The organism is Streptomyces brevispora (genome assembly GCF_007829885.1).
Taxonomy (GTDB): Bacteria; Actinomycetota; Actinomycetes; order Streptomycetales; family Streptomycetaceae; genus Streptomyces; species Streptomyces brevispora.
Genome location: NZ_VIWW01000001.1, coordinates 3207775 through 3223470, shown reverse-complemented (window position 1 = coordinate 3223470; position 15696 = coordinate 3207775). Strand labels below are relative to the sequence as shown.

Below are 15696 nucleotides of genomic sequence, written 5' to 3'. Positions count from 1 at the left end.
ACCCGCCTGCCGACCAGGCCTTCTGTCCATGTCAGGTGAGGCGCCACTCCGAGATCCAATCTCCTTGCTGCACGACCGGTCGCAGGCTAGGGTGCCTGCCGCTGCCCAACAATGCACCACGGAACCGAGAGGGTCCCCGCGATGAGTGTGCGGTTCGCGTTCGAGGCCAACCCCAGCCCTGTGAGTCGCGCCCGTCGCGCCGAGATCCTGGAAGATCCCAAATTTGGGCAGTACTTCACCGATCACATGGCCCGTGCCGTGTGGACGAAGGACGGTGGCTGGCGAGACGCCGCCGTCGTGCCGTTCGCCCCCATTCCCATGCACCCGGCCGCCGCCGTCCTGCACTACGCGCAGGAGATCTTCGAGGGAATGAAGGCCTACCGCCATGCGGACGGCTCGGTGTGGACCTTCCGGCCCGAGGCCAACGGCGAACGCTTCAACCGCTCGGCCCGCCGCCTGGCCCTGCCCGAGCTGCCTGTCGACGTCTTCCTCGACTCCGTCACCGAGCTTGTGCGCGCCGACCGCGACTGGGTACCCGACAAGGACGAACAGAGCCTCTACCTGCGGCCGTTCATGTTCGCCTCCGAGGCGTTCCTCGGTGTGCGGCCCGCCGCCGAGGTCACGTACATGGTCATCGCCTCGCCGGTCGGCCCGTATTTCTCCGGTGGCGTCAAGCCCGTGTCCATCTGGCTCTCCCGCCAGTACGCCCGGGCCGGGCGCGGCGGCACCGGCGCCGCGAAGTGCGGTGGCAACTACGCCGCCAGCCTCGCGCCCATGCTGGAGGCCGATGAGCACGGTTGCGACCAGGTCTGTTTCCTGGACGCCGCCGAGGGACGGTACGTCGAGGAACTCGGCGGCATGAATCTGTACTTCGTGACCCGCGACGGTCGTCTCATCACTCCCGAGCTCGGCACCATCCTGGAGGGCGTCACCCGCGCATCCGTCCTCACCCTCGCCAAGGATCTCGGCCTCGACGTCGAGGAGCGGCCCATCGACATCCGCGAGTGGCAGGAGGGCGCCCGCACCGGCGACATCCGTGAGGTGTTCGCCTGCGGCACCGGCGCGGTCGTCACTCCCGTCGGCCGCCTCGTCTGGGAAGACGGCGAGGTGACCGCCCCGGACACCGGCGCCGAGGACTCGGTCACCATGGGGCTGCGCCGCAGCCTCACCGACATCCAGTTCGGGCGCGCCGAGGATCACTACGGCTGGATGCGACGCCTCGTCTGACCCCGTGCGTTCCGGGCAGCGGGCACTCAGGCGGTGGGCGAGGCCGTGAGCAGGCCGTGGCCCACCGCCTCGTTCGGGCAGACCCCGCCGCAGTCGTCGCCGGTCGTCGTCAGCCCCTCCGTCACCGGCAGACAGGCGTCCGCCAGGTCCGCCGTGGTCAGTGCACGACCCTTGCCGATGCCCTGCTGCACCGCGAGCGCCACCACCCCGGCCGCGTACGCCGTCGCCCCCGACGTCCCGCTGGACACCAGCCAGCCGTCGTCGGGGGCGGTCCCGTCGTACGCGCTGTTGCGGCGGTCGAACATGCACCCCGGCTGGGTCGGGAACACGACGTAGTCGCCGTTCGGCAGCATGCCGCACGGCCCGGACAGGTCGGGGACCCGTCGGCCGGGGAAGACGTCCGAGCGGTAGCTGGACGCCAGGTCGGCGGCCCGCCTCCGTCCGTCCGGCCCGACGTGGACCCCGCCCACCGTGATCGCGCCCGGCGTCGCCACCGACTGAAACATGGCGGTACGCCGGTCCGTGGAGCCGTTCCCGGCGGCGAACAGGACCGTGATCCCGCGCCGCACCGCGTTCGCGACCTCCAGGTGGAGGTGCGGCTCCGCGCGCAGGGTGCCCCAGCTGCACGAGATGACGTCCGGCGCCAGCTCCACCGCCCGCTGGAAGGCCGCCACCGGGAAGGAGAAGCTCTCGCAGGCCATCTTGACCATGGTGAGCGCGGCCTCCGGTGCGACCGCGAGCAGCAGCGCCGACATGGCGGTGCCGTGGCCGCGTTCGTCCACGGCGGGATCGAGGGCGGACAGCGCCGGGACGACCGTCGTGCGGTAGCCGTGGGCGCGGTGGTGCGGATGGTCGTACAGGCCGGTGTCGACCATCACGACCCGGACCCCGCCGCCCCGGATCCCGGCCGCGTGCGGTCGGCCGGCCCCCGCGACGCGGACCGCGTCCTCGGGCAGCCACAGGTACCGCGCGTCGTGGGCAAGGGGCGGGGTGGCGCCGACAGGCGCGGCCGGGGTCGCGGCGACACCGCCCGGGGCCGGGGCCCGGGCGCTCAGCTCGAAGCCCGCTCGGGGGACCCGTACCTCCTCGACCAGATCGGTGTGGAGCCGGGAGCGGAGGGGGCCCGCCGCGGCGAACTCGTAGCGGACCGTGCCCCGGATGTACTTGTTCCGCACCGGGCGCACCGGGTGGCCGAAGACCTCCGCGAGCAGGGTGGGGTCACCTGAGACGGTGAGGCCGACCTCGGTCCGTGCCTCGACCGTGAGCCCTTCGCGGGCGTACGCGCCGGCCAGCCGGTCCACGGTGCCGGGCGCCGGGAGGAACTCCGCCACCCGGTGCCGCAGGAGCAGCGCGGGATCGTCGCCGAGCGCGAGCCCGGTGGCCGAGCGGGGCACGACCGTCACCACGCCGCACCGCTCGAAGCGGGCCAGCTCCGCGTCCGTCAACTGGACTCCGTCCCTTTCCCGCTCGCGTCCGCGACCGTCCGCAGCCGGGCGCGGTCGAGCTTGCCGGACGGCGTCAGGCTCACGTCCCCGTCGGCCAGGAACTCGATCCGGGCCGGCAGCATGTATTCGGGCAGCCGCAGCGCGAGTTCACGGCGCAGCTCCTCCTCACGCGGGCCCGTGCCGCCGTCCTGCCGGCCCAGCACGAAGAGCGTGATCGCGCGGCCGGTCAGCGGGTGGGCGACCGGGACCGCGCAGCAGTCCGTCACCCAGCCGACGGCCAGGGTCGCCGCCTCCACCTCGGAGAGGTGGACGAGATTGCCGTTGATCTTCAGGGCGTCGTCGCGTCGGCCCAGGAAGACCAGGGCGCCGTCCTCCCGCCGCCGGCACACGTAGTCGCCGGAGCGGTAGTAGCGGCCCCCTGCGCCGGCCGGGAGTTCGACGACGGACCGGGCCGTACGCTCCGGCTCGCCGCAGTAGCCCACCATCACCTGCGGTCCGCCGATGAGGAGTTCGCCCGTCTCCCCGTCGTCCACCGGCCGCAGTTCGTCGTCGACGACGAGCACGTCGACGGCCGGCAGTGGATGGCCGATGGGCAAGAACTCCTCGCCGTGCTTGCCGGGTGTGTCGGTGAGGAAGAGCGTGGCGCTGTGCGTGGTCTCGGTGGGCCCGTACCCGTGCACGTAGCGCAGTCCCGGTACGAGGGCGGCGAACGCCTCCAGGACCGACACCGGGCACGACTCGCCGCCGAACCAGAGCCGCCGCAGCGAGCCGAGGTCGCGCCGCCCGGCGTCGCTGAACCGGCCCACCAGCATCCGGATCACGGACGGCACGAGCAGCGCATCGGTGATCCGCCACTCCTCGATGGCCCGGGTGATCTGGGTGGGCATGCGCAGCCGGGGCATCAGATGGACGCTGCCGCCCACCAGGAAGGTCGACCACAGGTCGACGACGGAGGCGTCGAAGAAGAGCGGTGCCACGTTGAGGAAGCGCATGCCGTCCTCGAAGCCGACGGTCTCCTGCACCCCGGTCAGCAGGGAGCACATCGACCGGTGGCTGATCACGACGCCCTTGGGGGAGCCGGTCGAGCCGGAGGTGAAGACGACGTACGCGTGGTCGTCGGGGCTCCGGCCGGACCTGCCGGCCGGCCTCGGCTCGGTCTCGGCCACGGGGTCCCAGCCGGTGCCGGTGTCCACGCGGCCCGCGCCCACCGTGACCACCGCCCCGGCCGGCACCCCGTCGATCAGCTCCCGGTAGCAGGGCTGGACCAGGGTGGCCGTGGGCGCGCACGTGCCGAGCATCAGGGCGATCCGGGCCGCCGGCAGCGACTCGTCCAGCGGTACGTAGCGGGCGCCGAGGCGCAGTGTGGCCCACATGACCGCCACCGAGGCGGCGGACTTGTCCATCACCATCGCGACGGACCCGCCCCGGCCCACGCCGAGCCCGGTGAGGAGGTCGGTCAGGGCTTGGACGCGCCGGGCGAGGGTCCGGTACGAGACCTGCTCGCCGGTCTCCAGGTCGACGACGGCCGTGGCCGCGCTGTCCCGCCGCCGCTCAAGCAGTTCGTCGGCGAACATGACGTTCATCGTTCCTCCCGCGGGGCCTCTTCGAGGCGGCGGCGGATCGCCTCCAGCAGTTCCGGGAAGGTGTCCATCTGCTGGTCGTACGAGCCGAAGTGGCCCATGCCGTGCATGGCGGTGAACGTACTCCCGGTCAGCTCGTGCAGTTCCTCGGCGACCTCGAAGGGCACCCAGGGGTCGTCCTTCGAGTGGAACTGCTCGATGAACTGCTGGTTGGCGCGGATCGCGTCCCAGTCCCACGGGGTGTCGAAGAAGCCGCTGCGCCGCTCCAGTTCGAAACCGCAGTCGTGGTGGTGGCCGGCGACGGCGAAGGTGCCGAGGAGCGGTGCGGTCTCCGCGTACCGGAAGGCGGTCAGCGCGCCGGACGAGTGGCCGACGATGACCGTCCGCTCGTCCGGGCGGATGACGTCGGTGAGGTACGGCAGCCAGTACCGCATCCGGCCCTTGATGGGGTCGGGGAAGGTCTCGGCCACCACCTCGACGCCGAGGGCGTCCAGTTCCCGCTTCACGTACGGGAACCAGATGCCCTCGACGCTCGCTCCGGCGTTCCCGTGGATCAGTACCACGCGCACGTCCGAACGGATCTCAGACAGGGGACACCTCGTCGCTGAGGAGTTCCTCCAGGAGACCGGAGAGGGAACTCAGGGTCGCGAAGTTCTCCGTCGTCAGCAGCTCGGGTTCGAGCTCGATGTCGTAGAACGTCTCGAAGCCCAGGGTCAGTTCGATCATCTGGGTCGAGTTGAGCGACAGACCGCCGTTGAACAGCGGGGTGTCGGAGTCGAGTTCGACCTGCTTCTGCGGAAAGATCTGGGCGATCACCGTGCGGAGATCGTCCTCGATCTCCGTCTGGGTCTTGCGGGCGTCCACCGGTGGTTCAGCTCCCCTCGGGCTTGGCGGAGGTGCTCTCCTGGGTGGTCTCCTGCGCCGTCTTCGGGCGGGTCTGGAGGAAGAGCGGGGTCCGCGGGATGTTCTGCGCGTCCTGGTGGAAGGGGTTCCGCTTGTTCTTCAGCGACAGGTACATCGTGCGCCGGGCGCGGGCCTTCTCCTCGTCCGAGTAGAAGAGGAACGCGATGTTGCCGGCGTTCTCCCGGCCGACCTGGGTGAGGGTCAGCTCCTCGTCGGTCTCGATCGCGTAGCCGCCCTCGACCAGCCAGTCCACCTCGCGGCGGTACTTCTCGAAGTTGGCGACGTCGGCCTTGCGGACGCTGCCGAAGACCGGGAAGAAGACCATGACCCGGTTCTCGACCTCGTCCTCGGAGCAGATGCGGCCCTGCTCGATCGGGATGACGCCCTCTTCGACCTCCCGCATCCACCGCTCGACGTCGGTGTGGTTGCGGTAGCTGCGCTCGCCCATGTAGTTCTCGGCGGCCGGGCCGATGCCGAGGGTGTAGCTGGCGCGGTAACCGTTGCCGCCGCAGGCGTGGTTGAGGCCGATCTCGCCCGCGTCGTCGAGGTGGGTGAAGAAGTTGATCAGGAGCTGCTTGTCGTAGCCGTACGCGGCCAGACCGTCCTTGATCTGCCGGTACTGCTCCCGCTCGATGGCGCCCGACGGCTTCACGTCGGCGACCTTGCCGGCCCGGATCTGCTGGTCGAGGCGGGTGCCCTCCCACTGGTTGAAGCGGTACGTCTGCACGAAGCTGGGGCGCAGCTCGTTGCAGATGCCCTCCAGGTCCCGGGCGAGGATCTCGTCGTCCTGCGCCGGCAGGTTGTACATGAGGTCCAGGGCGAAGGTCCGGATGCCGGCCTTGCGGATGTTCTCGGCGGTCTGGTGAACCTGCTCGACGCTGGCCTTGATGGTGAGCTTGCGGCGGATGTCCTCGTCGAGGGTCTGCACGCCGTAGGAGATGCGGGTGATGCCGAGCGACTTCAGCATCTCGATGTAGCCGTCCTTGGAAAGCCCGAGCGGGCTGCCTTCCAGGGAGATGCCGTCGACCTCGCTCAGATCGAACTCGCGGTGGACGGCCTCCAGGATGGTGGCCATCGACTCCTGCTCCAGGGCGGACGGGGTGCCGCCGCCGAACTGGACGTACTTGACCTTCGTTCCCTCGAAGTACTTCGAGCGGGCGTTGCGCTGGATCTCCTTGACCATCGCCTGGACGAAGCGCTTCTGCCGCTCACCCTGGTACTTCGCCGCCGATTCCTTGAAGCAGGCGCAGAAGTTGCAGAAGGCCTCGCAGAACGGGATGTGGAAGTAGAGCAGGATGTCGGTCTGCTCCGGGTGGGACTGGCGGTCCAGGAAGGAGAAGTACTCCGCCTTCTTCCCCGCGGAGTCGAGGGCGTCCTGGAAGGCGCAGATCTTCGGGTAGAACCAGGTGACGTTGGTGCGCTTCTCGGGGCTCTCGAACTCGTCCTTCAGATAGAAGTTCGAGTCGAGGCCAAGCATGAAGGGGTTCTCGACGTGGGTCGTCATGACCTCGGCTCCCGCTCTTTCGGTCAGGAAGGCTGGCTGGAAGGCTCGGTGGGGGCCTCGGTGGGCTCGCCCCTGGTGCCCCGGCTCTCGAAGATGACCGGGTACTTGTTGCTCATCTCGCCGTTGATCTCGATCCACTGGAGTTTGTCCTCCGGCAGGTCGATGTCCACCCAGATCGCCTCGGGCGGGCATTCGGAGACGCACGCGTTGCAGTCGATGCATTCCTCGGGGTTGATGTAGAGCATGTCGGGACCCTCGTGAAAACAGCTCACGGGGCAGACGTCCACACAGTCCGTGTACTTGCAGCCCACGCATTCGTCGGTGACGACATACGCCATGGTTCTCTCCTCCCTCAGGCGTGGACGGGTGCCACTTCGGTGATCCGCCGCATCCAGCCGAACCGGTCGACGGACTCGCCCCGGTGGATGCCGGTCAGCAGGTCCCGGAAGCGGGCGGTCACCGGACCGGCCTCCTCCGACCCGAGCCGGTACTCCTCGCCCTGGTGGCCGAGGGAGACCACCGGGGCCACCCCAGCGGCCGTGCCGGTGGCGAAGCACTCGGTGACGGAGCCGTCGGCGATGCCCTTGAGGACCTCGGCGAGCTCCACCGGCCGCTCGACAGGGGTGATCCCCGCGTCCCGGGCCAGCTTCACGACGGAGTCCCGGGTGACGCCGGGCAGGACGGTGCGGTCGAGTGCGGGGGTGGTCAGCACGCCGTCGATCACGAAGAACGCGTTCAGCTCGCCGATCTGCTGGACGAAACGTCCCTGCGGGCCGTCGAGCCACAGCACGTGGTCGTTGCCGTAGTTGGCGGCGATCTCGCCGGGCACCACGCCCGCCGCGCGACCGCCCGCCGTGTTGAGGTCACCGGTGCCGCCGGGCCAGGCCCGTACGTACCCGTCCAGGGTCATGGCCTTCAGCGGCTTCGCCTCCGTGGCGGCCGGCAGCGACCCGAGCACGTAGAAGAGGCAGTCGTCCGCGGGTGCGGCGGCCAGCCCCGTGCCGTCGGCCGCGAGCACCGCCCGCAGCCGCAGGCAAGCACCCGCCTCCTGCGGCAGCCATCCCTCGTCCAGCTCGATCATCGCCCGGACCGAGCTCCACACCCGGTCGAAGTCGACCTGCGGCATCGCGAGCCGGCGGGCCCCGTTGTTCAGCCGCTTGATGTGGCTGTCGGGACGGAACACGGCGACCGTGCCGTCCGCGAGCCGGTACGCGGCGAACTCGCCGACGACCGTCTGGCCGGAGAGCACGGCGGCAGCCGTGGGCCGCAGCGCCGGGATGCTGTCCCGGTCCGCCACGGTCATCCCCTGCCAGCCGCGCCGCTTGCCGGACCGCATGAAGAACGCGTGGTCGGTGAGGACGGTCCCGGCCGCCGTGTCCGCGTCAGGCCTCGGGCGTGGGGTGGTCGTGGGGGTGACGGTCAGTTCGTTGCTCATGCGCGGACACCTTCCTTGTCCTGGTGGCCGACGCTGTCGACGTCGACCCTTACGTCTGCGAGGACCGAGGCGACGAGGTGCTCGACCCGGTCGAGATCGCCCTCGAAGTGGATACGGGCGACCCGGTTGCTGAAGATGTCGCCGGGGTCGAGCACCGTCCCCGGCTCCGCCTCCGGGAGGAGGCCGCGGAACTCGGCCGCCCGGGTGAAGGGCCCGATACCGGTGAGCGTTCCGGCGAAGGTGCCGGGCCGGTCGGTGGTGACGAACGCGAGACCCGCGCTCACCGGCGACAGCGCGCCGGGGTCGTGCCGCACCCCGCGCGCGGCGTCCGCCGTGGCGGCGCACAGGTCCACGCCGGGTCCGGCGAGCACCAGTTCGGGGATGTTGTCGCCGGCGAGCCGGGCCCCGACCTCGATCAGGACGGGGCCGCGGTCGCGGTCGATCCGGGTCTCGATGTGGAACGGGCCCACCGTGAGGTCGAAGGCGGCCACGACCTCGCGGGCGAACCGCTCCAGGACATCGCCGTGCGGCGAGCGCTCCGGCGCCGTGGCGATGTGGCCCATCTCGAAGAAGTCCGGCGGGGCGGAGAGGAACTTGGTGGTGACGCTCGCGAGGTGCGGGCCGTTGGCGTCGACCCAGCCGTCGAGGGAGAACTCGGGGCCCTCCACGTACTCCTCGACCAGGGCGGTCCGGCGCGGATTCGGGTGGAACAGCACGTCCTCCCCGGGGTCGTGCACGACCGCGCAGGCCCGCGCGTACTCCTCCTGGTCGTGGCAGAGGCTCACCATCAGGCTGCCGCCGCAGTCGACCGGCTTGACCACGACCGGGAACGGCAACGGGCAGGGGCCCGCCGTACCGGGGCCGACCACGACCGAGCGCGGGACGGCGACTCCTCGCTCCTCGCACCGCCGCCGCATGACGTCCTTCTGCCGCACGGCCTCGGCCGCCCCGGCGCCGAGCGCGGGCAGCCCGAGGGTCCGGGCCAGTTCGGCGGCCTCCGGCACGGCGTACTCGAAGCCGGCGATCACCCCGGTGGGCGCGGTACCGGCGTCCGCGACGGCCTTCTCGACCAGGCCGATCAGCCCGGCCACGCCCGCGTCGGGGTGCCAGTCGACGACGGTCGCACCGGACCGCACCTCGGGCGGCAGCAGCTCGGGGAACTGGGTCGGGACGAGGCAGGGAACCCCGGCGGCCACCATCCGGGCGGTGAGCCGGATCCCCGCCGACAGGGGCTGGACGACGATCAGCACGGCAGGACCTCCGAGAACGCACCGATGAGGAACCGCTCGGCGTCGCCGCGGCCGAAGACCCGCATGGACGGGGTCCGGCCGTGGACGGTGCCGAACGCGAGGGCGACCGGCCGGCCGTCCCGCGCAGGGGTGGTCTCCCTCATGCTTGTCCGATCCCTGCGCCGCTGCTGGGGTCGCCTGCGAAGGCCCGGCCGACGTGCAGAGTGAAGACCATGGGCACGGGGCCGAAGTTCTCGATCAGCCGCAGTCCCTCGGATGCCGCGGCAGCTCCCGTTGTCACGCAGGCGTCGTACTGCCCGGCCGCACACAGCGCCGCGGCGAGGGAGTTGCTGCTGGTGAGCGTGACGTCGCCGAGCTCTGCGACCAGGCTGCTGGGCGCCGGGTGGCTGACGATCGTGGTCATGGCGGCGTGGTCCGGGCGCCCGGCCAGGACCATGTCGTGGGTGTCGAGGATGAAGCTGTCGACCATTTCCAGGCGGCGCAGATTCATGAAGACGAGGTCATGCAGCCGGGGGTAGACAGCGCAGGCGAGGATGGCCTCGGTGCCGTCGAAAGCCATCGCGTCGAGACCGTCCTCCACCTCGGCGTGGAGCACCACTTTCCCGGCGGTCCCCCGCTCTGCGAGCCAGTGATGGGCGGCCTTCTCCAGGTTGGTGCCCGAAGGGCCCAGGGTGTGGATCACGGTGACCCTCGACAGTGCGCGCTCTGCGTCGTGCTTCAGGTCGGTGCTGTTGTCGTTCATACGCGACGTCCCCCGTTCTCATCGGCCCGCAGGATGGTCTGTAGCCAGCCATGTGCGTCGGGCGTACGTCCGTGCTGGACGTCGAGCAGGCTGTTCCGTAGCAGCGCGGTCATCGGTCCCTCTCCCCCGTCGTCGACGGTCATGTCCTCGCCACCGATACCGAGCCGGCCCACCGGGACGACCACACCGGCTGTGCCGCATGCGAACACCTCGGCCAGCCGACCGGAGCGGAGGCCGGCGCGGACGGCGTCGATCGTGGTGTGCTCCTCCGCGACCGCGATCCCCCGATCCGTGGCCAGGGTGAGCAGCGAGTCGCGGGTCAGGCCGCGGACGATGGTCCCGTCGCACGGCGGGGTCGTCACCCGGGGCTCCGTCCCGTCGCGCCAGACGAGGAAGACGTTCATGGTGCTGAGTTCCTCGATCCTTCTCCGACCGAGCCCGTCGAGCCACAGCACCTCGTCGTACCCGGAAGCCTGCGCCTCGGAGCGGGTGAGGAGGCTGACGGCGTAGTTCCCGGCGCACTTGGCCTCGCCGGTGCCGCCCCGTACGGCCCGCACCGTCTCGGTCGAGGTGGTCACCGACAGCGGACGGAAACCGGCCCCGAAACAGGGGTCCGCGGGGTAGGCGAGGATCACGCACCGGTAGCGCTTCGAGGGCCGGAGTCCCAGGTCGGGCTCGGTAGCGATGAGCAGCGGTCTCAGATAGAGGCTCTGCCCGTAGCCGTCCGGCACCCACCGCTCGTCGCCCGCGACCAGGGCGGCGCACGCCCGCGCGAACAACTCGGCGGGCATCTCAGCCATCGCGAGCCGTGCGGCGGACCGAGCCAGTCGTCGCCCATGATCCTCGGGCCGGAACAGGTGCACCGATCCGTCCATGGCACGAAATGCCTTCAGGCCCTCGAACACCGCCTGCCCGTAGTGGAGCCCGAGGGTGGCCGGGTCCATCGCCAGATCGCGCCAGGGCTCGACGCGCGGGTCCGACCAGCCGGTGTCGGCGTCCCAGTCGACGACGGCGGTGTGTCCGGTGGAGTGACGGCAGAAGCCCGGGTCCTTGAGGATCGCTTCGAGCTCCGCGGTGCGGTGCGGCTCAGACATGGACTTCGGAGCCCCACAGGTCGAGCGGCGCGATCGGGCCGCCGTACCGGTCGGGTTTGGTCGCGGGGCGACGAAGCAACGTGCCGAAGAGGAAGTCCACGGCACCGGCCCGATAGGCGGCGTCATCCTCTATGCGCTCGATCTCCTCGATCAGACGCACGAGTTCACGTACCGACTGGACGATCCGGGCCTTCGTCCCGAGGATGCGGCGCCCCTGATCGTCCTGGGTGAACAGCCCCTGGGAAGCGAGCCAGGTGCCCAGTGCGAAGCCGGTGCCGGCATCGAAGTTGCGAAGCGGCTCGGGCTGCGCCGGGTAGCGGAACAGCCGTTCCAGGAGGATGTACTCGAAGACGATCGGGCCGTACGGGACCTCTTCCTCGAAGCAGGCGATCGCCGACTTCATGTCGACCTTGAGCTCCTCCAGGAGCCCGGGCCGCCAGGTCGTCTTGATCGCCAGATGCTGGTCGAGGGGGCGCGGGCCGATGTGATGGAAGTAGTCGTGCAAGTACCCCCAGACACACCGCGCTTGGTACGTGTCCTCCGGGTCCACTCCCACGGAGACGAGCTCGTCCTCGCCCATGAAGGGCGAACCGGGCCCGCACAGACGCTCGGTGATCGACAGGGTGTGGGCGTAGATCTCGGTGTGCCGGTTGAAGAAGAACCACGCGAAGCTCTGGTCCGTGCAGGGCGTGGCGGCCGGGATGTTCTCCGGGAAGAACACCACACAGTTGCCCTCCCGCAGGCCGCGGGAGGCGGACAGCAGTCGGGTCGACTGGAAGACGGCCTTGGGGTGCGGGTAGGCGGCCTGCAGCAGGGGCGTGCTGTCCGGGTCCTGGCGGATCACGGAGAACGCCTCGATCTGGACGTCGTGTCGGTCGCTGTTGGGAAGTGTCACGGGTCCCACGTATGCGGCAGCCTCGCCGTCCTCGGGCGCGGGCACCACGTCCCGGGTGCGGTCGAAATGCGGCACGCCCTCACAGCCGGTTTCCTGCCAGGCTCGCAGGTCTTCGCAGGTGGCCGAGATCTGCCGCTCCGACATCAGGCCGTGCAGACCCTCGACAGCCCCACGGATGGCGTCGACGGCGAGACGTATCTCCTCGTCGGATCCGACCGGAGAGCTGCCGCGCACCCCTCCGTCGCCCCCGCGAGGCCCGCTCCGTAACTCCCGGAGACGGTTCACCGCAGGGATGACGCTTCGCTCGAACTCCAGAAGTTCGGCAACAGCACGTGGCTCCACAACACCCCCTGTAAGTGGCTCCAGATGAGACCCACAGGGCAAAAATGCGTCGCTCGCAGCTCACCCGAAGTGTCTCGATCAGGGAAGCTAGCTCCCGAACTCCTGTACAGCAAGGGGTGTTTCGAATACTGACACGTCACACGTGACGGTTCATCGGGCTATGTCCGCCGGAGCGACATCCAGGGGTTGCCGCCGAAAAGGGCACGGGGGACGTCGCGCGGGTGGATGCCACGGCTGCGGACAGTGTGCGGGCAACAGCACGGGCAGGGACGGGTGGTGGGGGGCAAGCACCGGCCGGCGCTCTCCGCGCGGCACCGGCAGCCGGAGACGGACATCTGCGGTTTCACGCACGGCACGGCCGGCTCCCACGACCTGCCCGGAACCAGCCGGCACGCAAGCACTCCAGCAGGATTTTCAGCATCTGAACGTACGGGTTTCACCGGCCGACCGGGTACCGAATTCAAAGAACTGCAAACCAACCCAAAGCACATTAAAACCAACTTTATTCAGGGTGCGATACACACAACCCTTCCGATTGCTTATACTCTGGCCCCGCCCTGCGAGTGAGCGCGTTCGCCACCATCTCGGAATGCGGACATGGTCATGGGTTCGCCCCTCCGGCCGACCTTGATCATTGAAAATCTGTTCAACGAACTTGGTGACGTGGAATACGGGGGAGTATGAGCCGCGAAGCAAGGGAGAGCACGACCGGGGGGAACAGGAAGCCCGGCGCTGGCGATACGGGGAAGCCTGGACACGCCTATATGCCGGGCCCTCAGGTGGCGCGTTTCGTGGGCGGTCGCGGATTGGCCGCACTCGGCGACCAGTTCCTGCTGTTCGCCATTCCGCTACTCGCCTACAAGCTGACCGGAAGCGCCTCGCAAACCGGGCTGATCTTCCTGGTCGAATGGCTTCCCCGAGTAATTTTCCTGCCCGTGGCCGGGGTGTTCGCGGATCGTATCCACAGCTACATCCTGTACATCGGCTCGGACATCGTCCGCTCCGGGCTGGCGCTGACCGCGTTCACCCTGATGTATGTGATACCCGACGGTAAGTTTCTTACGCTGTGCGTGCTGGCCGCCGGCATGTCACTGGGTGGCGCGCAGTCGTACGTCGCGCTGGAGGCCACGCTCCCCCGGTTCATCCCGATGGACCAGATGATCCGGGCCCAGTCCATCATCCAAGGGACGGAGCAGACCAGCGAGGTGGCGGGCCCCGTGCTGGCAGCGCTGCTCGCCTCGGCACTGCCGACCACCAGTCTGCTCGCGGTCATCGGCGTGGTGTACGGGCTGACCACGCTCAACACCCTGTCCCTGCGCCGCTGGCTGCGGACCGAATCGCTCGCCGGTGCGGCCGCCGAACCCACCACGTTCCGTTCGGTGATCACCGGCATCGGCGAGGGTGTGTCAACCCTGCGGAAGCTGCCCGCGATCCTGGGCCTGGTCGGACTGACCATGACCGTCAATCTCATGGTCGGTATCGGCATGGCCACCAGCGCCGCCACCACCGTAGGCGTGTTCCGCCAGCCGGATAAGTACTACGGAATCCTGAGCACCGGGGCCGGGATCGTCGGCATCCTGACGTTCTTCGTCGTCCCGAAACTGGCCAAGCGGATGAATCCATTCGCCGCCCTGATGACGTCATACTCCCTGATCTGCCTGGGCGGCATCGGAGTAGGTCTGGCGAACACGTTCGCGGAGTACGCGGTGAGCTACGCGGTCCTGCTCGGGACCGTCGGATTCTTTAATGTCATCATACGCACCGAGCGGGTCAGAAGAATTCCGCGCGAGCACTTCGCCAAAACGATCGCCATCATCATTCTCCTCAATCAGCTGTCCTTGCCGATAGCCGGATTCCTGGTCACGCTCCTCACCACTTCCTTCAGCCCCCAGAATATTATTCTGGGTTCCGTCATCGGCTCCGCCTGCGCCGTCGTCCTACTCGTTCCGCTTCTCGCCCATCTAAGGAATTTCCATGCGCATCCTGGTCCTGCACCGAGTCACGGACAAGATGATCCGCTACGCGACCGGAATTGACCACGCGGCACACGACGTCACCTACGTCGGCCCTGCGGACCGGTTGGCCACCCTTCCGCCCGGCCTCCGCTGCACGCTCATCGAGCGCCCCGATACCGGTGACCTCACGGCGGAGGTGCTGGCCGCTGTCGCCGGGCTTCCCTCCTTCGACATGGTGATCGCGCTCTCCGAGTTCGACCTGATAGCCGGCGCCCGGGTGCGGGCCGCCCTCGGCGTGGCCGGTGACCGGGAGGCGGACATCCTGCCCTGGCGCGACAAGGTGGTCATGAAGTCCGCGGCCGCCGCGGCGGGTCTGCGGGTCCCCAGGTTCCTGTCCCTGCCCGAAGCGCTCGACGCCGAGCCCGGTGAACTGCCCTGGGCAGGCGAGACAGTGCTCAAGCCGCTGGATGGCGCGGCGAGCCTGAACGTTCACGTCTACCCGACGCCGGCCGAGGCCCTGGCCGCGGTGCGCGAGGTCGGGGTGCCCGGCGGTACTGAGCTGGAGGGCTTCGAGGTCGAGGAGTTCATCACCGGCCCGATCATCCACGTGGACGGCATGCTGATAGACGGCAAGCCCGTGGCGATCGAGGCCAGCCGCTATGTCGGCACCTGCCTGGGATACGCGGAGGGAACTCCGCTCGGCTCGGTACAGATCGAGCTGACGCCGGAGTTGAGCCGCTGGACCACCGACTGCCTCGCCGCCGTCGGCATCACCACCAGCCTCTTTCACCTCGAAGGCATCGAGACCGCGGACGGACCGGTATTCCTTGAGGTCGGAGCCCGCTTCGGCGGCGCGGACGTGGTGGACACCTTCGAGCTCGCCACCGGACTGCACCTGCCCTCCCGGTTCTTGCAGTTGATCACCGACGGCGCAGACGTCGAGGCGCAGCCCCGGCCCGAGGGCGACGGGGCCCGCTACGGCTGGTTCGTCTGGCCGAGCCATCAACTCGGCGCCGATTTCTGCCGGATCAGCGGTGAAGCGGAATTCCGCGAGAGCCCACTCGCTCACCGGTGGAGCCAGCGGTCCGAGGACGAGCCGATCAAGACGACGCTCAGCTACGCGGACACCGACATTCCTCTGGCCGGCATCGTCGGCCCTGCCGACTCGGCCGAACTCGACCGTTTCCTCCGTGACGCCTTCTCTTCCATACGCGTTGAACCCGTCGCCCCCGAGAAGCCTTCCGGTGAGGAATCGGCCAACTGACCGGACATCAGAGGCGAATGGTCTGGATGGCGTCGCCGCCGGGGCCGACGTGGGCGCTGC

The 15696-nt window shown here is 69.3% G+C and carries 15 protein-coding genes; 3 read left to right on the top strand and 12 right to left on the bottom strand.

Features of this window, described 5'->3' with window-relative positions; translation table 11 throughout:
* Window positions 1-141 precede the first annotated feature (141 nt).
* Window positions 142-1227: a branched-chain amino acid aminotransferase gene (locus tag FHX80_RS14895; protein WP_145764641.1), complete on the top strand. Its 1086-nt coding sequence runs from the start codon at window positions 142-144 to the stop codon at window positions 1225-1227.
* 26 nt (window positions 1228-1253) lie between these two features.
* On the opposite strand, the gene FHX80_RS14890 is transcribed toward FHX80_RS14895, so the two are convergent.
* From FHX80_RS14890 to FHX80_RS14840, 12 genes are read right to left on the bottom strand one after another with little or no spacing between them, the layout of a single operon-like run.
* Window positions 1254-2672, bottom strand: a complete 1419-nt coding sequence (locus FHX80_RS14890) for a S8 family serine peptidase (protein WP_145764640.1) — start codon at window positions 2670-2672, stop codon at window positions 1254-1256.
* The gene (locus FHX80_RS14885) at window positions 2669-4255 is read right to left on the bottom strand and encodes an amino acid adenylation domain-containing protein (RefSeq protein WP_145764639.1); all 1587 of its coding nucleotides are present in this window, start codon (window positions 4253-4255) and stop codon (window positions 2669-2671) included. The genes FHX80_RS14890 and FHX80_RS14885 overlap by 4 nt, the downstream gene beginning before the upstream one ends.
* A complete protein-coding gene (locus tag FHX80_RS14880; protein ID WP_145764638.1) occupies window positions 4252-4821 on the bottom strand; it encodes an RBBP9/YdeN family alpha/beta hydrolase in 570 nt (189 codons plus the stop codon). Before FHX80_RS14880 ends, FHX80_RS14885 begins: the two co-directional genes overlap by 4 nt.
* 13 nt (window positions 4822-4834) lie before the next feature.
* A complete protein-coding gene (locus FHX80_RS14875; RefSeq protein ID WP_145764637.1) occupies window positions 4835-5116 on the bottom strand; it encodes an acyl carrier protein in 282 nt (93 codons plus the stop codon).
* 7 nt (window positions 5117-5123) lie between these two features.
* Complete coding sequence (locus FHX80_RS14870; protein WP_145764636.1) at window positions 5124-6659, bottom strand: coproporphyrinogen-III oxidase family protein; 1536 nt, start codon at window positions 6657-6659, stop codon at window positions 5124-5126.
* Between the two features lie 23 nt (window positions 6660-6682).
* Window positions 6683-6997: a 4Fe-4S dicluster domain-containing protein gene (locus FHX80_RS14865; protein WP_145764635.1), complete on the bottom strand. Its 315-nt coding sequence runs from the start codon at window positions 6995-6997 to the stop codon at window positions 6683-6685.
* A 14-nt stretch (window positions 6998-7011) separates the two neighbouring features.
* On the bottom strand, window positions 7012-8094 hold the full coding sequence (locus FHX80_RS14860) for an aminotransferase class IV (protein WP_145764634.1): 1083 nt from the start codon (window positions 8092-8094) through the stop codon (window positions 7012-7014).
* Window positions 8091-9344 (bottom strand): ATP-grasp domain-containing protein, encoded by a 1254-nt coding sequence (locus FHX80_RS14855; protein ID WP_145764633.1) that lies wholly within the window; start codon window positions 9342-9344, stop codon window positions 8091-8093. The genes FHX80_RS14860 and FHX80_RS14855 overlap by 4 nt, the downstream gene beginning before the upstream one ends.
* A complete protein-coding gene (locus FHX80_RS34730) occupies window positions 9338-9487 on the bottom strand; it encodes a hypothetical protein (RefSeq protein ID WP_167523545.1) in 150 nt (49 codons plus the stop codon). The genes FHX80_RS14855 and FHX80_RS34730 overlap by 7 nt, the downstream gene beginning before the upstream one ends.
* Window positions 9484-10086, bottom strand: a complete 603-nt coding sequence (locus FHX80_RS14850) for a bacilysin biosynthesis protein BacA (RefSeq protein WP_145764632.1) — start codon at window positions 10084-10086, stop codon at window positions 9484-9486. The genes FHX80_RS34730 and FHX80_RS14850 overlap by 4 nt, the downstream gene beginning before the upstream one ends.
* A complete protein-coding gene (locus FHX80_RS14845; protein WP_145764631.1) occupies window positions 10083-11180 on the bottom strand; it encodes a branched-chain amino acid aminotransferase in 1098 nt (365 codons plus the stop codon). Before FHX80_RS14845 ends, FHX80_RS14850 begins: the two co-directional genes overlap by 4 nt.
* Window positions 11173-12309: a DUF6421 family protein gene (locus tag FHX80_RS14840; protein WP_244318268.1), complete on the bottom strand. Its 1137-nt coding sequence runs from the start codon at window positions 12307-12309 to the stop codon at window positions 11173-11175. The genes FHX80_RS14845 and FHX80_RS14840 overlap by 8 nt, the downstream gene beginning before the upstream one ends.
* 914 nt (window positions 12310-13223) lie before the next feature.
* Between FHX80_RS14840 and FHX80_RS14835 the strand changes: the two genes are divergently transcribed.
* Both FHX80_RS14835 and FHX80_RS14830 read left to right on the top strand, forming a co-directional pair.
* Window positions 13224-14453: an MFS transporter gene (locus FHX80_RS14835; RefSeq protein WP_244318267.1), complete on the top strand. Its 1230-nt coding sequence runs from the start codon at window positions 13224-13226 to the stop codon at window positions 14451-14453.
* Window positions 14392-15636 carry an ATP-grasp domain-containing protein gene (locus FHX80_RS14830; RefSeq protein ID WP_244318266.1) on the top strand — a complete coding sequence of 415 codons (1245 nt, stop codon included), beginning with the start codon at window positions 14392-14394 and terminating at the stop codon, window positions 15634-15636. Before FHX80_RS14835 ends, FHX80_RS14830 begins: the two co-directional genes overlap by 62 nt.
* The last annotated feature ends 60 nt before the right edge of the window (window positions 15637-15696 follow it).

Coding starts and splice junctions, on each gene's coding strand:
- FHX80_RS14850 (WP_145764632.1), bottom strand. CDS start 10,086: ATGAACGACAACAGCACCGACCTGAAGCACGACGCAGAGCGCGCACTG.
- FHX80_RS34730 (WP_167523545.1), bottom strand. CDS start 9,487: ATGAGGGAGACCACCCCTGCGCGGGACGGCCGGCCGGTCGCCCTCGCG.
- FHX80_RS14845 (WP_145764631.1), bottom strand. CDS start 11,180: ATGTCTGAGCCGCACCGCACCGCGGAGCTCGAAGCGATCCTCAAGGAC.
- FHX80_RS14830 (WP_244318266.1), top strand. CDS start 14,392: ATGCGCATCCTGGTCCTGCACCGAGTCACGGACAAGATGATCCGCTAC.
- FHX80_RS14860 (WP_145764634.1), bottom strand. CDS start 8,094: ATGAGCAACGAACTGACCGTCACCCCCACGACCACCCCACGCCCGAGG.
- FHX80_RS14865 (WP_145764635.1), bottom strand. CDS start 6,997: ATGGCGTATGTCGTCACCGACGAATGCGTGGGCTGCAAGTACACGGAC.
- FHX80_RS14885 (WP_145764639.1), bottom strand. CDS start 4,255: ATGAACGTCATGTTCGCCGACGAACTGCTTGAGCGGCGGCGGGACAGC.
- FHX80_RS14870 (WP_145764636.1), bottom strand. CDS start 6,659: ATGACGACCCACGTCGAGAACCCCTTCATGCTTGGCCTCGACTCGAAC.
- FHX80_RS14895 (WP_145764641.1), top strand. CDS start 142: ATGAGTGTGCGGTTCGCGTTCGAGGCCAACCCCAGCCCTGTGAGTCGC.